Genomic DNA, 17,186 nt, shown 5'->3' with positions numbered 1-17,186 from the left:
CTCCTCCGTATGTCACAGGCCCGCAAAGGCACAGAGTACCGCGATCACAATGGACGGCAGCATATTGGCCACCTTGAGTTTTCGCTCCCACAGCAGGTTGATGCCCACGCAGAAGATCAGGATGGAGCCGGTGAGCGAAAGATTGGCCAGGGCGGCCTCAGTCATCACCGGCTGGATGGCCCGGGCCAGCAGGGTGACCGTCCCCTGCAGGATCCCCACGGGAAGGGCCGCAAAGAGACAGCCCTTGCCCATGGAGGCGCTCATCACACAGATGATGACCATATCCAGGATAGCCTTGAGGGCCAGGGTGGAATGGTCCCCGGCGATGCCGTCCTGGATGGACCCCACGATGGCCATGGCGCCGATGCTGACGGTCAGCGACGCCGTCACAAAGGCATCCACGAACCGCTTTTCCCGGGCGTTGCCGGTCTTGACCTTCAGCCAGCTGCCGAACTGCTCGATCCGCCGTTCCAGGTTGATCCACTCGCCCAGCAAAGACCCCACAGCGTAGCTGATGACCACCATCATCGTGCCGCCGCTCTGCAGGCCGTCCGCCGTCACCGTCATCATCTCCTGCACGGCGCCGCCGATGCCCACAAAGATCACACAGACCCCGATGGCCTGCATCAGCGTCTCCTGGTAGCGGGCACTGATGGCCTTGCTGAACACCAGCCCGATCACACCGCCCGCCAGGATCGCCGCCACATTGAGGATCGTTCCCAATCCTATCATATCCTTACGCCTTCCCCCTGCAAAACTTTACCGGTCACAACGAATAGGAGTATACGCTTTTCCCGGGAAAATGACAAGAAAAACCGGTCCTGGCGGACCGGTTTTTTCACAGGTTGAGCAGCACCAGGGCCGCCAGGATCATACCGGCCGCGCCCATCTGGCGGCCGTTGAGCCGTTCCCGGAAGAGGAAAAAGCTGGCCACGCTAATGACCAGGATCACCCCCACGCTGTAGGAGGGGTAGACCAGGAAGGCGGGCAGTTGGGTGAGGGCCGCCAGCAGCAGGCGGGAGGAGAGAAAGTTGGGCACCCCCACCAGGACGCCGAAGAAGACATCCCGGGGCGTGAGGGGCCGGTGTTCTTTCACCAGCAGCGCCAGGGTGGCCAGGCCGGCGAAGAGGAAGATGTAAAACATGAACAGGCCATCGTCCTGGCGTCGGCCCAGCTGGGTGAACACCTTGGACATGGCGTCGGCGGCGCCGTTGAGCAGCAAAGTCAGCACCAGCGGCAGCAGGAAGATCCTGTTTTGGGGGGATGACGCTGCCGGTTTGCCGGGGAGCCCGTTCATGAGGACGGCGGCCGCCACCGCCAGCACCACCCCCAGACCCTGGAGCAGGGTGGGCCGTTCCCCGAACAGCGCCACCGACAATACAATGGGCACCAGCACCCCCAGGCGGGTGAACACCGAGGAGAGGATCGCGCCGTTTTTGTGGATGCTGTATCCGTTGGCGCAGAGGGAGGCCAGATAGATCAGCCCCGTGATGCCTCCCAGCCAGCAGGGGGTGGCGTCCCCGTTATAGAGCGCCTTGGGCTCCATAGCGGCAAAAGCGAGCAGCGTGCAGGTGATGTAGTTGACAAAATAGACGCCGTAGGGGCTGCCGGTGTTCAGATATTTCAGCACCAGGGCCAGCACCGCGCTGAACAGCAGGGCCAGTACCAGGAAAATCATGGGGAGTCTCCTCTCTTGTTTCACAAACGCCTCTATTATAGTACACCTGGCAGGCAAAAGAAAGCCGTCGGCGGGCCTGGCTCCCGCAGCGTTCTCCCCGAAAAATCCCCCTGCCCTTCCCAGCAAAGGCTGCGAAGAGCAGGGGGATCCGCTCAGGAACGGGTTGTGTGCTTCTGCCTGCGGTGCAAGGCGAGCAAAGTTCCCACCAGAAGGACCGGGAAGATGGTGGCGGTCAGCAGTCCGGTTTTCAGATCGTCACCGGCCAGCTCCGCCAGGGTTCCCACCGCAGCCGGGCCGACCGTACCGCCCAAGTCCCCCGCCAGTGCCAGAAACGCGAACATGGCGGTGCCGCCCTTGGGGCACTTCCGGGAGGAAAGGCTGATGGCCCCCGGCCACAGAATGCCCACGCTGAAACCGCAGAGGGCACAGCCCGCCAGACCGAGCACCGGCCAGGGGGCGAGGGAGGCCACCAGGTAGCAGGCCACGCACAGCACACCGCTGCCCAGCATGGCCCGGGTCAGGTCCCATTTTTCCCCCATGGTTCCGTAGAGCAGACGGGAAAGGCCCATGAAGGCGGCAAACAGGCAGGGACCGGCCAGGTCCCCCACAGTTTTGGAGACGCCCAGCGCCGACTCGGTAAAGGCGGACGCCCACTGGGCCATGGAGGCTTCGGCGGCACCGGCGCAGACCATCAACAGAATCATCATCCACAGCAGGGGGAGCCGCAGCAGTTTGCGGGGCGGCAGGCCCTCGTCCTCCTCCACCAGCCGCTCGATGGGACAGGTGAGGAACTGGAAAACATTGACCAGCGGCACCAGCGCCCACAGCAGGGTGAGAATCCGCCAATGCTCCGTGCCGAACACCGCGAAAAAGAGGGTAGACCCCAGGATCACCCCCACCGCTCCCCAGCAGTAAAAGGAGTGCAGCAGGCTCATGCGGCTCTCCTTGTTTTCAAAGGGGCAGGCTTCCACGATGGGGCTTACCAGCACTTCCACCAGACCGCTGCCGATGGCGTACAGCACCACCGCGATCAGAATCCCCAAAAAGGGCACGGGCAGCAGTCCGGGGAGCACCGCCAGCAGCACCAGCCCTGCCGCGGATACCACCTGGGAAGCCACCACGCAGATGCGGTAGCCGATTTTGTCCGCAAACCGGGTGGCCCCCAGGTCGATCACCAGCTGGGTCAGATAGAACACCCCGGGGATCAGGGCGATTTTTTCCAGCGAGATGCCGTAGGTGGTTTGAAAGGTCAGGAACAGCAGCGGCGCAAAATTGGCGGCGATGGCCTGGGTGACAAAGCCCAGATAACAGGCCACCAGGGTTTTTTGATACTTTCGATTCTCTGCCATATCACTTGCCCGCCCGGATGTTCTTCACGGTTTTCTTCTCGATGGTAAGGTGTTCATACACCCGGATGCCCCCCTGGCCGGTGGGCGCCTGGGCCAGCAGCCCCACCTTGATGACGGGCAGCGCCGGCAGATGGAAATAGCGCATCATGTAATAGTGTTCCCCGTCCGCCGAGTAGTGGAACGCAAAATGGTTCCCCACCCGGCAGACCTGCAGCCAGGCAGTGTTGCCCTCCAGATTGCAGCCGTTGGCGTCGTCGGAATCCCCCCTGGTCACCACGCTCACCGCGGCATGGGTGCCGAAGTCGGTCAGCTCAAAGCAGCACTTGGCCCAGCAGGTTTCATCCTTCATGACCATCACCGAGGCGGAATCGTAGGTATCCTGAAAGGCATGGCTCACCTGCACCCGGAGCACAAAGTCCCCCTCCACCTCGGTATAGTAATAGGGGGCATTGCAGAGGGATTCGGGCAGGATGCCCTCCTCACAGGCGTCGATGCCGCCGCAGAAAAAATCGGTTTTGGCCGGCGCCAGGATCTCGATGCGGTCCCCGGTCTGCCGGATCTTGCTTTGGTTCAGCCATTGAAATTCCATTCCAGATCTTCCTTTCTGTTGGTATGGAACGTATTATAGAACCAAAATCCGGCAAAGCAAAGACACAATACCGCCACAAAGGGGTACTATTTACCCAATTTCCGCTTTTCCCCCGGCGCACAGCCGTACCGTTTGCGGAACTGTCGGCGGAAATACTGGACCGAATGGAAGCCGCAGGCAAGGCTGATCTCCTGCTGGGTCATGTCGGTTTCCTGGAGCATGCGCCACGCCCGCTGCAGGCGGTACTGGATCAGCGCCTCCACCGGAGAGCACCCCAGGTAGGCCTGGAAACACCGCCCCGCCTCGCTTCGGCTGATATGGGCAGCCGCCGCAATGTCCGCCAGGGTGACCGGCTGGGCGTAGTGCTCGTACAGATAGGACAGCATTTTCTGCAGACGGATCTGGGCGGTCAGCTGCACCCGGGACGACGGCAAAGGAGGCAGGGAATCCAGATGGCGGAAGATCGCCTCCAGCACAGAACAAAGGCTGCGCTGGACCGTCAGTTCGTAGCAGGCCGGCCGTTCCCGCATGGCGTCGCACGCCCTGTGGATCTGCTGCCGGACCGCCTGCCAGAGGTCGCTGTCGTGGCGGAACACCACAAAGGGCAGGGTACTGCACCCGAGAACGGGCTGGATGTATTTCCGGTACACCGCACTGTGCTCGGGGGCCACCACCGTGCCGGAAAAGACCAGAATGGGCAGCGGATCCGGCGCCGCGCCGGACAGCTGCCGGATGCCGTGGAGCATGTTCTGGTTGACGAAGATGCTGTCCCCCGGTTCCAGCCTGATGTGGGTCTGCCCCACCTGGTAGTCCAGGACGCCGCTCTGCGCGGTGGCGATCTCGAAGTAGGGATGCCAGTGCACCGGCCCCGCCCGGTCGGGCAGGTCGGCCAGTTCATCGCTGTAAAAGGCGACGGGAAAATCCAGAATATCCGGCGGGATCTGCTCCCGCAGCTGATGATCAAGTACAATGGACATGGCAGATTCCTTTGCGCATAGGCGTTTTGGCTGACAAATCACCCCCCGGCCGGGCTGGGGGGTGATTTTGCCTGTGAACGGCCCGGTTCAGGTTTTCCGGCAGCCGAACCGGCGCCTCCCGGAAGGGCGTGCAGGAAATGCCGATCTCCCCGGCCGACGTGTCCCGGAACAGGTGACGCCCGGCTCCACGGTTCCCGGGCCCATCTTCTTTTGTTAAATTATAGCCTTGTTTCCGGGGCACCGTCAAGCCGTGACAAAACAAGAGGCTTGCTGCGGCGCCCCCTGCGCTTATGCCAGGTCGGCGCCGTTGGAGGCAATGACCTTTTGGTACCAGTAGAAGCTGTCCTTGCGGCGGCGTTCCAGTGTGCCGCGGCCCTCGTCGTCCTGGTCCACGTAGATAAAGCCGTACCGCTTGGACATCTGGTTGGTGGAGGCCGAAATCAGGTCGATGGGCGCCCAGGAAGTGTAGCCCCACATCTCCACGCCCTCGTCGATGGCCTTGCCCATCTCGGCGATGTGCTGGCGGAAATACTCCATGCGGTAGGGATCGTGGATGGAACCGTCCGGCTCCACCGTGTCCTTGGCGCCCACGCCGTTTTCCACCACCATCAGCGGCTTGCGGTAGCGGTCGTACAGCTCGATGAGGCTGTACCGCAACCCCTGGGGGTCGATCTGCCAGCCCCACTCGCTGGAGGGCAGATAGGGATTCTTGACCCCCAGCACCGTGTTGCCGGGGGTACGCTCGGCGTGGGGGTCCACCGACTCGGTCATCGTCATGTAGTAGCTGCAGGAGACAAAATCCACACACCCCGCCTTGAGGATGGCGTCATCCCCCGGCTCGGTGCGGATGGTGATGCCCTTGCGTTCAAACATCCTGAGGATCAGGCGGGGGTATTCGCCCCAGACCTGCACGTCGGCGTAGAACAGGTTCTCCAGGTTCTTGGCCTGGGCGGCCAGCTCATCCGCCGGGGCACAGGTGCGGGCGTAGGTGGTCAGCTTGGTGAGCATACACCCCACCTTGCTGCCGGGGATGACCCCGTGGCAGTCCCGGACCACCAGGGCGCTGGCCACAAGCTGATGGTGCAGGGCCTGGTAACAGGTCTGGGCCATCTGGTCCGCCGGCACCCGGCTGGGAATGATGCCCGCCGTGGTGAAGGGATGCCGGAGGATGCTGTCCACCTCGTTGAAGGTGAGCCAGTACTTGACCAGATCCTTGTACCGCACAAAGCAGACGTGGCAGAACTTTGTGAAGCAGTCGATGACCCGCCGGTCCACCCAGCCGTTGTATTTGGTGGCCAGGGCCAGGGGCATCTCGTAGTGGCTCAGGGTCACCAGCGGTTCAATGCCCAGCCGCCGCATCTCGGTGAAGAGGTCCTCATAGAACTGCAGGCCCTTCTCATTGGGTTCCTCCTCCTCCCCGGTGGGGAAGATGCGGGTCCAGGCGATGGACACCCGCAGCATGGTAAAGCCCATCTCGGCAAAGAGGGCCAGGTCCTCCCTGTACCGGTGATAGAAGTCGATGCCCCGGCGCTTGGGGTAGGCTGCGTCGCTGGGGTCGGCCATCGCCGCCGCGATCTGGGCGTCGCTCATGGCGTTGTGGGCGGCGTAGTCCTTCACGTCGGTGTTGGGTTTATAGGTGGCCACATCAGCCACGCTGGGGCCTTTGCCGTCCACGTTCCAGGCGCCCTCCACCTGATTGGCGGCCAGGGCGCCGCCCCAGAAAAAGCCTTGGGGAAAACTCATACAAACTGCCTCCTTGTTTCAAGCAAAAGCAGGGCGGGCGCTGCAAACGGGCGCCCGCCCTGCGGATGGTCATGCGTTTTCGGAATTCTTTTCGGGGTTGAGGATGAAGGTCACCACGGCGGACACCACGATGGCCACCACCACGGCCACGGCAGCGGCCAGGATGGTCTGCTGGAAGATGGGCAGCGCCAGGATGGTGGAGCAGCCCATGACGTAGACCCGGGCGCCCAGCAGGCCGGCCACGATGCCGCCCGCCGCGCCACCGGCCATGACGCCGATCATGGGGCTCTTGCGGGGCAGGTTGATGCCGTAGATGGCGGGCTCGGTGACACCGGCCACAATGCAGCCGAAGGCAATGCCCAGGGCTTCGGAGCGGAACTCGGCGCTCTTGGCGCGCAGGGCCACGCCGATGCAGGCGCCGCCTTCCACCATGTTGTGCAGGATGAAGGCCGGGCGGAACACCGCGTCATAGCCGGGGTTGGTCAGGGCCTGGGTCATGAAGGGCACCAGCGCCAGGTGCATGCCGCACATGACCAGCCAGGGCAGGCAGGCCGCCAGCACCGCGATGGCGATGGGTCCGACGGTATCACCCAGGAAGCCGAAGACGATGGCCAGGTAGTTGCCGATGTAGCCGCCGATGGGGGCCAGCACCACATAGCCGGCGATCATCGTGACGGTGACGGTGCAAAGACCCACCAGCAGGGATTTGAAGATGCCGGGGATGATCTTGTTGAAGAATTTTTCCAGATAGCAGGCGCAGAGGGTGAGCAGCAGGGCCGGCAGCAGCGAGCTGGAGTAGCTCATCAGGCGCACCGGCAGGCCCAGCAGGGTGACCGGCTCCCCGGCCGCCACCAGCGAGGTGTAGTTGCCATGGAGCAGCGACGCCGCGCAGAGCATGGCGTAGATGGGGGTGGAGCCCAGTTTCTTGGCGGCACCGTAGGCCACGAAGATGGGCATGAAGTAGAAGCAGGCGTCCGCCACGCCGCTGAGCAGGGTGTAGGTGGTAGTCTCGGAGAAACCGGCGTCAATCAGCGTGATGATGAGCAGCAGCACCTTGAGCATACCGCCCGCCACCAGGCCGGTGATCATGGGCGACACAGACGCCGACACATAGCCCAGCACGGCCATCGCCGCGGATTTGACGGTAAGGGGTTTCTTTTCGGGCACCAGGTCCTTGTCCAGGTTTTCGTCGGTGTTTTTCCCTTCGGTGAGGTTGAACTGCTTCTGCACGGCCTCAAAGACCGGGGGCAGGTTCTTGCCCAGCACCACCATATACTGACCGCCTGCCGAGACAACGCCCAGCACGCCCTTTATCTTTTTGATGGCCGCCGTGTCGGCCTTGTCCTCCGCCTTGAGGACGAAACGCAGCCGCGTCATGCAGTGGGAGACCGACTGGATGTTTCCGGTGCCGCCCACCAGCTGAACGATGTCGGCCGCCATTTGTTGAAAATTGAGTGTTTCCGCCACAGAAATGTACCTCCTTCTTTATTTGCCAAACCCGGTCAATGACCGTCTTTTTCCGTCCAGAGGCTTTCGCCCGGGGAGGCGATGACCTCTTTCATCCAGTAGTAGGATTTTTTGGGATGGCGGGCCAGGGTGCCGTTGCCCGCGTCGTCCATATCCACGTAGATGACGCCGTACCGCTTCTTCATCTCGCCTGTAGAGAGGCTGACCAGGTCGAAGGGCCCCCACATGGTGTAGCCCAGGCAGGGCACGCCGTCGATGAGGATGGCTTCCATCATGGCCCGCAGATGGTCCCGCAGGTAGTCGATGCGGTAGTCGTCCTGGATGGTGCCGTCCGCTTCCACCTTGTCGATGGCGCCCAGGCCGTTCTCCACGATGAAGATCGGCTTCTGGTAGCGGTCGTAGACTTCGTTCATGCAGTAGCGCAGACCCAGCGGGTCGATGGGCCAGCCCCAGGGTGTAGAGGGAAGATAGGGGTTGGCGTCGCCGCCCACGACGTTGAACTTGCTGTGGGCGTTGACCGTGCAGGAACGGTAGTAGCTGAAGGAAACGAAATCCAGCGCGCCGGCCTTGAGGATGGCGTCGTCGCCGGGCTCGGTGTGCAGCGTCACGCCGCGGCGGCGCAGCAGGTCGGCGGCGTAGGCCGGGTAGGCGCCCCGGGCCATGACGTCGGCGAAGTACCAGCTCTCCCGGCGGCACTGCATCCGGCGGAAGACATCCTCCTGCTTGCAGGTGGCGGGGTAGATCTCACTGAGGGCGTACATGGCGCCGAACTGGGAACCGGGCATCATCTCATGGCCCAGCTGCACGGCCTGGGCGCTGGCCAGGAACATGTTGTGCGCCGCGTTGTAGTGGGTCTGGTCGTCCGCCTTGCGGGTGCCGCAGGCCGCGAAGCCCCGCACGGCGTTGATCTCGTTGAAGGTCAGCCAGTAGCGGCACCGCTTGCCGAACCGCTCAAACAGGGTGCGGCAGTACCGCAGGTAGCAGTCGATGGTGTGGCGGCTGGACCAGCCGTCATACCGCAGAGCCAGCGCTGCGGGCAGCTCGTCGTGGTGGATGGTGATGAGGGGCTCCATACCGTACTTTTCCAGCTCATCCAGCACCTGCTCGTAGAAGCGCAGGCCCGCCTCGTTGGGGGTGGCCTCCTCGCCGGTGGGATAGATGCGGCTCCAGCAGATGGAGAACCGGAAGACGTTGTACCCCATGCCCGCCATCAGGGCGATGTCCTCCTTGTAGTGGTGGTAGAAGTCCACCGCCTTGTGGCTGGGATAGTACCGGTCGGGGAAAACAAAGGGCTGTCCCCCCTCCGGCAGGCTGTCCGGGCCGAAAAAGTGACTCTTGGCGGTGGCGCAGCTGCCGTCCGGCATGAGCACCGTGTTGCAGCGGGGATGGTCCACCGATCCCGCCGACTCAAAGTCGTGGGTGGACAGCCCCCGGCCGCCCTCCTGATAGCCGCCCTCGGCCTGGAAATCCGCAATGGCGCCGCCCCAGAGGAACTCCTTGGACAATTTCATCATAGCCTCACTCCTTATGTACCCTTCGTCCAGTTTTTTCTCGACTTTCGTTAAAACAACTATACTAAATTTACAAAGAAAACCCCCGGTTTTTCGATTTTCGGAAACTGCAGAACCAAAAAAGCGGCCCCCTGCCGGGCGCCGGTCTTTCGATTTTGGGAAACAAAAACGCCGCAGGGCTTTCGCCCTGCGGCGCTGCGCGGAGGTATCACCCCCGCGTTTTGACATAGACACGGTATTTATAGGCGATGAGGTCGGACAGCATCTGGTAGACCATCCGGTGGGTGTGCAGACTGCCGGTGCGCCGGTAGACCACGCTGTAGGCCACCCGCGGATCGCGGACGGCCTCCTGGCTGGAGGTGATGAGCACCACCTTGGCCTTGGTGTCGTCAAAGTCGCTCTTGCGCACAAAATCCCGGATGTTGCGGTAGCGGTTGAGGTAGTCGCCGCTGTCGCTGAAGATGATGACCAGCGTGTCGGCGTCGGCGTGGCGCAGATAGGCCATCTGTTTGCGGTCGTTCATGCTGGTGGCGATGAATTTGCCGTTGTACCCCAGCTTGATCTGCAGGTCGAGGGCCGCCGTCTCGGAAAACATCATGCCGAAAGCGCCCACCTTTTCGTGGGTGGCGATGTCCTCCACCAGGCGGTCCACCATCGCCCAGTCCAGCGAGGCATAGGATTCCTGCATGTCCCGCAGCACCGTCAGAAGGTAGGAGTCCCCCGAGTGGTGCTCCAGGAAGCCCATGACATCCTCCACAAAATTGTAGTTGTTGTGGTATTTGTTGTCCTGAAAGACCGCCGCGTCCCGGAAATCGGCAAAATCCTCATACCCCAGTTCCCGGATGAATTTGGAGATGGTGGATTTGGAAACGTTGCACAGATCCGCCAGCTGCTGGATGGACAGCCCCGCCAGCCGCCGCATATTCTGCAGCATGACCATGGCAATATGATAATCGGTGGAATCCAGGTCGCTGTCGTTGAGCACGATGAGGAGCCGGTTATACAAAATGCCCATGCCGCACGCCTCCTTTTGCCCTTATTATAGCAAATGCCGTCGGAGAGTTGCAACAGCCTTTCCGATGATTCGTCCCTTTTTTCCCTCCGCCAAAAAGGACCCGGCCGTCTCCGGCCGGGTCGCAGAAATGAGGTTGCGGAAGGAAGATCCGGCGTTTTCAGGCCAGTTCCAGGTAGAGGCCTGCCAGGTCCAGGGTGGCGTGCAGGGCGTCCAGATGGGTGCGCTCCATGCCGTGGGAGGCGTGCACCCCCGGGCCGATGAGGGCCGCCCGGCAATCCATGCCGGCGCGCCAGGCGGCGCCCACGTCGGAACCGTAGTGGGGGTAGATGTCCACCGCATAGGCCACACCGTGGTCTTTGGCCAGCTTCTCCAGGCGGCTGACCATCCCGTAGTCGTAGGGACCGCCGTTGTCCTTGGCGCAGATGGAGACCTGATACTCGGTGCAGCTCAGGTCCTCCCCGATGCAGCCCATATCCACCGCCAGCAGTTCGTCCACCGTGGGCAGGGTGGCGCCGCCGTGGCCCACCTCCTCGTGGACCGTGAGGGTGAAGTAGCTCTCATAGCGGGGTCTGGTACCGGTCTGCTGCATCTGCCACAGCAGGGTCAGCAGGCAGGCGGCGCTGGCCTTGTCGTCCAGAAAGCGGGACTTCACAAAGCCGCTGCCGGTGACCACGGTCTTGGGGTCGTAGCAGACGTAATCCCCGGCGGCAATGCCCAGGGCCTCCACGTCCTCCTTGCCGTGCACCTTCTCGTCGATGCGCACCGCCATGTTCTTCTCGTCCCGGGGGCGGGTGGCCGCGTCATCCTGCACGTGCACCGACGGCGACAGGCTCAGCACCGTGCCGGTGTAGACCTGGCCCTGCCGGGTGTAGATGCGGCAATACTCGCCGTCCAGGGTGGGCAGCAGCGGGCCGCCCACCTTGGTGACCATCAGCATACCGTCGGCGGTGATGGAGCGCACCATCAGCCCCAGGGTGTCCACATGGGCGCAGAGCCCCACCTTGCGGCCGGGTTCCCGGCCGGGCACCGTGATGATCAGGTTGCCCTTGTTGGTCCGCCGGGCGGCAAAGCCCAGTTCCCGGGCGATTGTCTCCGCCGCCGTCACCACCCCGTCGGTAAAGCCGGTGGGGCTGTCCTGCCCCAGCAGTTTCTTCAGGGTATCCACCAGGAAGGCCTGGCGAGCCTCCTGCATTGCTTTTTCTGTCATGGTTGGTCAACCTCCTGCCAATAGCTGCTCTTTGCGGGCAGCGCTTTTTTCAAGGGATCATTTTTCACGCCGTTTCCGGAAGGCCCGCCATCCCAGAGCCGCTGCCGCAGCAACGGCCAGGATCCCCGCGGCCGGAACCGGCCACGGCCATGCGCTGTCCTGCTGTGCCGCGGCGGCTTCAGCCGTTTCTGCCGTTTCCGTCTGCCGGGGCGGCGGGGTCTGGGATTCACTGACGGCCGGGGTCCCGGCAGGCACCGGAGAGGCTGTCGGTTCAGGGGCGGCCGTGGGGACCGGAGAGGCGGTTCCTTTGTGGGAAGCCGTGGTCTTGGAAATAGACGTGCCCTTCGGCGGACTGCCCGCCGCGGGCTGGGTCACCGGGACCGGCGTCGGGGTGGCCGTGGGAGCCGCCGTGGGAGCCGGGGTGGCCGTCGGTGTATTGTTGCTGTTGTTTTCCTCCTGCTGAGAGGAAGCGGACTCTTGCCGGATGACCACCTGAACGCAGGCGGGCAGGCTATCCCGGTGGGAATCATCCCCCGCCACCTTGTACCATACGGTATAGGTCCCGGCGTCGGTTCCGGTGGGGATAGCGGTGGTGTAGCCGCCCTCCTTGCGCAGGCTGTACTGCAGGGTGCCGCCTGTGGCGGTGCCCGCCGTCACCAGTTCCTGGGCCTGCCCGTTGCAGGTCAGCTGGTTGGCCGCAGGCGCCTTTGTCACCGCCGCCCACCGGATGGCATAGAGGGTGGTGTCCCCGTCAAAGGTCCGGTCATCCGGCACTTCGGTGGTGCAGGCTTCCTCCTCATAGTACGTGCAGTTTGCTTCAAATCCCACCGGCCTGCCGGCGTTGGCCCAGAGGATCTCCGTTGTCCCGGTCCCCTTGGTCATATCCTGAACGGTGATGCGGATCACCCTCCGGGAAGGATCCGTTGTGCAAACGGGGAAAGGATCCACCCCGACTGTCTGTCCCCAGACCAGGTCGGTCCGGCCCTTCTGCAGCAGCCAGGCCACCGAACCGGAAGCAAACTGCACAGCGGTTTTTCCTCCCGCCTCGTCTTCCTGTTCCGCCAGGTAAAAGCAGCTGTCCGCCTGCACAACGGTATCATAACTGACATTGCCGGCACAGCATGCAATGCCGTGGACAGCATCCGGAGCGGAAAGGGCGCCGGTATTGTAGCAATCGGAAATCCGGACGGCATCCGCCGTAACGGAGCCGCAGATGCCGCCGGCCGTACCGGAGCCGGTGACGGTGACGGAGCCGGTGTTGTAGCAGTTTTTGAGGACCGCACTTCCCTCGGCCGTACCGCAGATACCGCCTGCGGAGCCGGTTTCTCCTGTGACGGTACAGGTGCTGTAGCAATTTTCAATGGTCCCGCTGCTGCGCCCGGCAATGGCGCCCACACAATTCCCGGCGCCGCCGGTAAAGGTTCCTTCGGTCAGGCCGAGATTCTTTACGGTGCCGTTCGCACCCACAGCCCAGAACAGGCCGCCCTCCTGCCCGGCGGTGACAAGGCCCCGAATCGTGTGTCCCTGCCCGTCAAAGGTGCCGGTGTAGGCCTTGTTTTTGCCGTCTTTCTCCAGTCCTATGGGCGTCCAGGTCCGGTCCGCCGGGATGGTGATGTCCTCTGTCAGCAAGACGTTGACTCCCTGGTTTTCCTCGCATTCGTTTACCCACTGTGCCAACCAGAAGAGGTTGCCGGCATTTTTGACCTGATAGACTCCGTCCACCAACTCCGGAGGCTGGTACCCGGCCCCCGTGATCTCAAACCCATTTTCGTCGTAGGTCCCCAGCGGCACAAGATAAATCGTGCTGTCTTTCCTAATGGAATAATCCTGCAGGGTGTTGCCATCCTCCAGGATTTTCCCCGCAAAAATCAACCTCTGCCGTTCGGGGGGGATGCCTTCTTTGTCCTGGATTTTTTGTTTCACGTCTTCAATGCGATCGGTAGGTTCCACTTCCAGGGTGATATGCTTCCCTGCCAGTCTTTTCACAAAGACCTGCATGGCAAACGCCGTTGTGGGCATGATAAAGGCTGCCAACATCAGCGAAATAAAAACCGTCAGCAGCCGTCCGATTCTTTTATGTTTCATTCTGTCGACCTCTCCCGTGCCTCTTGGATAATCCCGGATAGTTTCCTGTATGCAATCGGTTTTATCATAACACTTTTTTATGTTCGGCACAACCGGTTTCCGGAAGCGTTTCGGCCAAAAGAAAAGAACGGCCACCATACGGTGCACCGTTCTTGGGACAGGACAGATCCCCTGCGAGAGGGAACCGCCCGTATGGCGGGAGAAGTCTGCCGTTTTTGCGGGGGGCACTGTTTACAGCCTGCCCCGGACTCAGCCCCAGACTTCCTCGGCGATCTCCTTGACCAGGGCCAGCTTGGCCCACTGCTCTTCCTCGGTGAGTTTGTTGCCGATCTCGCAGGAGGCAAAACCGCACTGGGGGCTCAGGCAGAGGCGGTCCAGGGGAATATACTTTGCCGCCTCGCGGATCCGGGCGATGACGGTGGCCTTGTCCTCCAGCCGGGGGCTCTTGGTGGTGATGAGGCCCAGCACCACCTTCTTGTCCGGGGAGACCTTGGACAGGCACTCAAAGCTGCCGGAACGCTCATCGTCAAATTCCAGGTAGAGGGCGTTCACCTTTTCCCGTCCGAAGACCTGGCCGGCGATGCGGTCATACCCGCCGCTGCAGGCCCAGGTGGAGTGGAAGTTGCCCCGGCAGATGTGGGTGTTGACGACGAGGTCCTCCGGTTTGCCCTCCATGGCCAGATTGTTCACCAGCAGGAATTCCTCCTGCAGCTTTTCCAGCCCCGCCTCGTCGGTGCCAAAGAAGAGGGTGGCCTTGGGGTCCACAAAGCAGCCCCAGGTGCAGTCGTCAAACTGGAGATTCCGGCAGCCCGCCGCGTAGAGGTCGGCGATGACCTTCTTGTAGCCCGCCACCAGGTCGGCGATGAGTTCCTCATCGGTGGGATAGAACTTGCGGGTGTCCGGCAGGTTCATGGGCATGACAAGCTGCTCCAGGAACTGCGCGGGAGCCGGGATGGTCTGCTTGGCCACGGTGTTCCCGTCTTCCAGCGCCTTCACGAACTGGAAGTGCTCCACAAAGGGATGCACCCCCACCGACAGCTTGCCGGTGAGATAGGTATCGTCGATCTTGGCGGCCTCCCCGTGGAAGGGCAGGCCCGCCTCGGTGGCGCTGTGGCCGATGCCGTTGAACCCCCACATGAAATCCAGGTGCCAGGTGGCCCGGCGGAACTCGCCGTCGGTGATGACGTGGTAGCCCGCCGCTTTCTGTTTGGCCACCAGCTGGGTGATGCACTGGTCCTCCACCTCTTTCAGCTGCCAGGTGGTGATGGCGCCCGCTTCAAAATCGGCGCGGGCCTTTTTCAGCCGCTCGGGGCGCAGAAAGCTGCCCACATAGTCATACCGGAAAGGTGTAGCTGCCTTGTTCATCTTCACAATCTCCTTTATATACTGCGGGAGCCGCCGGGTACCGGCGGTGTTTTTCCTCTTTGCAAGAACTGTGTTTCAGTATACCGGCGGGAAGACGATCTGTAAAATACGGAAAAACAGCGGTTTGCCATAGACACAGCCTATAGCAAACCGCTGCTTTATTCCGGTTCATCCTGTCCGACGGCATACCGCTTCAGCGCCTCGATATAGCGCATTCCGAAGGGCCCCGGCCCCACCTTGCTGTGGGTGATGTACCCGATTTCCATATAGTCCTCCACCGCCAGGGGGACGGCCACGATGTTTTTGCCGTTCAGGTCCTCGTTGATCACACCGCTGCAGATGGTATAGCCGTTCAGCCCGATGAGCAGATTGAAGAGGGTGGCCCGGTCGGAGACGAGGATATCCTTTTTGCTCTCCCGGGTGCTGAGAATTTCCTCCGAGAAGTAGAAGGAGTTGTGTTCCCCCTGCTCATAGGAGAGCCGCGGATAGGGCGCCAGGTCGTCCAGCGTCACCACCTTCTTGCGGGCCAGCGGGCTGAAGGCGCTCACGAACACATGGGGCCTGGCAAGGAACAGCCGGTGGAATTTCAGGTGGTTTTCCCGCAGGGTCTTGCGCAGCACCGTTTCGTTGAAGGGGTTCAGATAGAGCACTCCCACCTCGCTGCGCAGCCTGGCCACGTCCTCGATGAGCTCGTAGGTCTGGGTTTCCCGGATGCGGAAGTCGTATTCCTCCCCGCCGTACTGTTTCAGCAGTTCCACAAAGGCCTCCACCGCGAAGGAATAGTGCTGGGTGGACACACAGAACTGGTGTTTGACCTGGGCGGTGCCCAGATACCGCTCCTCGATCAGATTGGTCTGCTCGATGACCTGGCGGGCATAGCCCAGGAACTCCTCCCCGTCCGCCGTGAGCAGGATGCCCTTGTTGGTGCGCTTGAAGATGGTGATGCCCAGCTCGTTTTCCAGCTCCCTGACGGCGGCGGTCAGGCTGGGCTGCGCGATGAACAGCCGCTTGGCCGCCTCGCTGATGGTGCCGGCTTCGGCCACCGTCACCGCATATTTCAGTTGTAGAAGGGTCATGGGGGTTCCTCCGGATCCGGGCAGGCGCTGCCAAAAGATATTGTTATCCTATCACGTTGCGGGGGCAAATGCAATCGGGGGCACTGCCCCGCCCCCACAAACGGCCGTTTCCCTATACCTTTTTCGTTTCTTGTGGTATACTTCTATAAAAACGACAAACGCTGTCTTGCGGGGGGAAGAAAGATTTTTCCCCCACCGCAACCCATCCGGACGAATTGTAAAGGCAAAGGAAACGAGGAAACCATTTCATGAGCGGACACACACCCTTTTTGCCCCGGCAAACGCTGTACGGGGCTATCGTCGTGGCGGCGGCATTGATCGCGCTGGGGTCTTTTGTGGATTATCCCCTTTCCAGCGCGCTGTACGATGCCTCCAATCCTTTTGCTCTGTTCTTCGCCGCCTACGGCGCCATCCCCGCCCCCCTGGGCTGCGTGGCGGCGGGCACCCTGTTGGTCTGCGGGCGCGACCGGAAGCATACAGTCCGGGGCATCGCACAAAGTGTGGGCGGTATCCTGCTGCTTTTGGTGGGGACCGGGCTGGTGTGCTTTTTGCCCGCTGTGTATCTGCCGGTATCCCCGGTTCTGCTGGCCGCGGCCGGGGTTGTTTTGTGCCTCGTCACGATTTTGCTCACCCGGCGTCTCGCCAAGGGAGCCGACCGCGCCGTGATCCTCCGGGTGGCCCTTGCCATCCTGCTGGTCATCCTCTGCGAGCTGGCGGTGGTCAACCTCATCAAGGTATGCTGGGGCCGTCCCCGCATGCGGCTGGTGGCCAGCCATCCCGAAGCCTACTTCTTCCCCTGGTGGCAGCGGGGCACCGCGCTGAAAGAGTCCCTTCTGGCCGCCGGAGTGGCCTCGGACGAATTCAAGTCCTTCCCTTCCGCCCATACTGCCAACGCCGCTACCATGCTGCTGCTGGGGCTGGTCCCCTGCCTCAAGCCCCGGCTGCTGCCGTACCGGAAGGCGCTGGTAGCCTTTGGCTTTGCGTGGACCGCCGTGGTGGCACTCTCCCGCATCCTGCTGGGCGCCCACTACCTGACGGACACGGCCGTGGGCTTTCTCATCGGCTTTCTGAGCGTGTACCTCATCTGCGGTGCCCTGTTCCGGCGGAACAGAGGGGTATAAGCT

At 62.2% G+C, this 17,186-nt stretch carries 14 protein-coding genes; 1 reads left to right on the top strand and 13 read right to left on the bottom strand.

The window, feature by feature from the left end; translation table 11 throughout:
• Positions 1 to 12 precede the first annotated feature (12 nt).
• The 13 genes from NQ490_RS08985 to NQ490_RS08925 form a co-directional block, all read right to left on the bottom strand.
• Complete coding sequence (locus NQ490_RS08985) at positions 13 to 732, bottom strand: DUF554 domain-containing protein (RefSeq protein WP_007048171.1); 720 nt, start codon at positions 730 to 732, stop codon at positions 13 to 15.
• Positions 733 to 838: 106 nt separating this feature from the next.
• The gene (locus NQ490_RS08980; RefSeq protein WP_040918460.1) at positions 839 to 1,678 is read right to left on the bottom strand and encodes an EamA family transporter; all 840 of its coding nucleotides are present in this window, start codon (positions 1,676 to 1,678) and stop codon (positions 839 to 841) included.
• A 152-nt stretch (positions 1,679 to 1,830) separates the two neighbouring features.
• The gene (locus tag NQ490_RS08975; RefSeq protein WP_007048173.1) at positions 1,831 to 3,027 is read right to left on the bottom strand and encodes an MFS transporter; all 1,197 of its coding nucleotides are present in this window, start codon (positions 3,025 to 3,027) and stop codon (positions 1,831 to 1,833) included.
• A gap of 1 nt (position 3,028) precedes the next feature.
• Complete coding sequence (locus NQ490_RS08970) at positions 3,029 to 3,616, bottom strand: DUF1349 domain-containing protein (RefSeq protein WP_007048174.1); 588 nt, start codon at positions 3,614 to 3,616, stop codon at positions 3,029 to 3,031.
• 86 nt (positions 3,617 to 3,702) lie between these two features.
• The gene (locus NQ490_RS08965; protein ID WP_007048175.1) at positions 3,703 to 4,593 is read right to left on the bottom strand and encodes an AraC family transcriptional regulator; all 891 of its coding nucleotides are present in this window, start codon (positions 4,591 to 4,593) and stop codon (positions 3,703 to 3,705) included.
• 288 nt (positions 4,594 to 4,881) lie between these two features.
• Positions 4,882 to 6,336: a glycoside hydrolase family 1 protein gene (locus NQ490_RS08960; RefSeq protein WP_007048177.1), complete on the bottom strand. Its 1,455-nt coding sequence runs from the start codon at positions 6,334 to 6,336 to the stop codon at positions 4,882 to 4,884.
• Between the two features lie 69 nt (positions 6,337 to 6,405).
• Positions 6,406 to 7,803, bottom strand: coding sequence for a PTS transporter subunit EIIC (locus NQ490_RS08955; protein WP_198005063.1), 1,398 nt, complete (start codon positions 7,801 to 7,803; stop codon positions 6,406 to 6,408).
• 35 nt (positions 7,804 to 7,838) lie between these two features.
• A complete protein-coding gene (locus NQ490_RS08950; protein WP_007048179.1) occupies positions 7,839 to 9,317 on the bottom strand; it encodes a family 1 glycosylhydrolase in 1,479 nt (492 codons plus the stop codon).
• A 205-nt stretch (positions 9,318 to 9,522) separates the two neighbouring features.
• Positions 9,523 to 10,329, bottom strand: a complete 807-nt coding sequence (locus tag NQ490_RS08945; protein ID WP_007048180.1) for a MurR/RpiR family transcriptional regulator — start codon at positions 10,327 to 10,329, stop codon at positions 9,523 to 9,525.
• Between the two features lie 157 nt (positions 10,330 to 10,486).
• The gene (locus NQ490_RS08940; protein ID WP_040918604.1) at positions 10,487 to 11,521 is read right to left on the bottom strand and encodes a M42 family metallopeptidase; all 1,035 of its coding nucleotides are present in this window, start codon (positions 11,519 to 11,521) and stop codon (positions 10,487 to 10,489) included.
• A 72-nt stretch (positions 11,522 to 11,593) separates the two neighbouring features.
• Positions 11,594 to 13,621, bottom strand: coding sequence for a ubiquitin-like protein (locus NQ490_RS08935; protein WP_242655015.1), 2,028 nt, complete (start codon positions 13,619 to 13,621; stop codon positions 11,594 to 11,596).
• A 249-nt stretch (positions 13,622 to 13,870) separates the two neighbouring features.
• On the bottom strand, positions 13,871 to 14,986 hold the full coding sequence (locus tag NQ490_RS08930) for a 5-methyltetrahydropteroyltriglutamate--homocysteine S-methyltransferase (protein WP_007048183.1): 1,116 nt from the start codon (positions 14,984 to 14,986) through the stop codon (positions 13,871 to 13,873).
• 158 nt (positions 14,987 to 15,144) lie between these two features.
• A complete protein-coding gene (locus NQ490_RS08925) occupies positions 15,145 to 16,062 on the bottom strand; it encodes a LysR family transcriptional regulator (protein ID WP_007048185.1) in 918 nt (305 codons plus the stop codon).
• A 248-nt stretch (positions 16,063 to 16,310) separates the two neighbouring features.
• On the opposite strand from NQ490_RS08925, the gene NQ490_RS08920 reads away from it, so the two are divergent.
• Positions 16,311 to 17,183: a phosphatase PAP2 family protein gene (locus NQ490_RS08920; RefSeq protein WP_007048187.1), complete on the top strand. Its 873-nt coding sequence runs from the start codon at positions 16,311 to 16,313 to the stop codon at positions 17,181 to 17,183.
• The last annotated feature ends 3 nt before the right edge of the window (positions 17,184 to 17,186 follow it).

Source organism: Subdoligranulum variabile (assembly GCF_025152575.1).
Classification (GTDB): Bacteria; Bacillota; Clostridia; order Oscillospirales; family Ruminococcaceae; genus Gemmiger; species Gemmiger variabilis.
Note: the sequence above shows the minus strand (reverse complement) of the source record. Positions and strands in the feature narration are given on the sequence as shown.

Coding starts and splice junctions, on each gene's coding strand:
- NQ490_RS08980 (WP_040918460.1), bottom strand. CDS start 1,678: ATGATTTTCCTGGTACTGGCCCTGCTGTTCAGCGCGGTGCTGGCCCTG.
- NQ490_RS08945 (WP_007048180.1), bottom strand. CDS start 10,329: ATGGGCATTTTGTATAACCGGCTCCTCATCGTGCTCAACGACAGCGAC.
- NQ490_RS08950 (WP_007048179.1), bottom strand. CDS start 9,317: ATGATGAAATTGTCCAAGGAGTTCCTCTGGGGCGGCGCCATTGCGGAT.
- NQ490_RS08930 (WP_007048183.1), bottom strand. CDS start 14,986: ATGAACAAGGCAGCTACACCTTTCCGGTATGACTATGTGGGCAGCTTT.
- NQ490_RS08925 (WP_007048185.1), bottom strand. CDS start 16,062: ATGACCCTTCTACAACTGAAATATGCGGTGACGGTGGCCGAAGCCGGC.
- NQ490_RS08920 (WP_007048187.1), top strand. CDS start 16,311: ATGAGCGGACACACACCCTTTTTGCCCCGGCAAACGCTGTACGGGGCT.
- NQ490_RS08970 (WP_007048174.1), bottom strand. CDS start 3,616: ATGGAATTTCAATGGCTGAACCAAAGCAAGATCCGGCAGACCGGGGAC.
- NQ490_RS08940 (WP_040918604.1), bottom strand. CDS start 11,521: ATGCAGGAGGCTCGCCAGGCCTTCCTGGTGGATACCCTGAAGAAACTG.
- NQ490_RS08965 (WP_007048175.1), bottom strand. CDS start 4,593: ATGTCCATTGTACTTGATCATCAGCTGCGGGAGCAGATCCCGCCGGAT.
- NQ490_RS08935 (WP_242655015.1), bottom strand. CDS start 13,621: ATGAAACATAAAAGAATCGGACGGCTGCTGACGGTTTTTATTTCGCTG.
- NQ490_RS08985 (WP_007048171.1), bottom strand. CDS start 732: ATGATAGGATTGGGAACGATCCTCAATGTGGCGGCGATCCTGGCGGGC.
- NQ490_RS08975 (WP_007048173.1), bottom strand. CDS start 3,027: ATGGCAGAGAATCGAAAGTATCAAAAAACCCTGGTGGCCTGTTATCTG.
- NQ490_RS08960 (WP_007048177.1), bottom strand. CDS start 6,336: ATGAGTTTTCCCCAAGGCTTTTTCTGGGGCGGCGCCCTGGCCGCCAAT.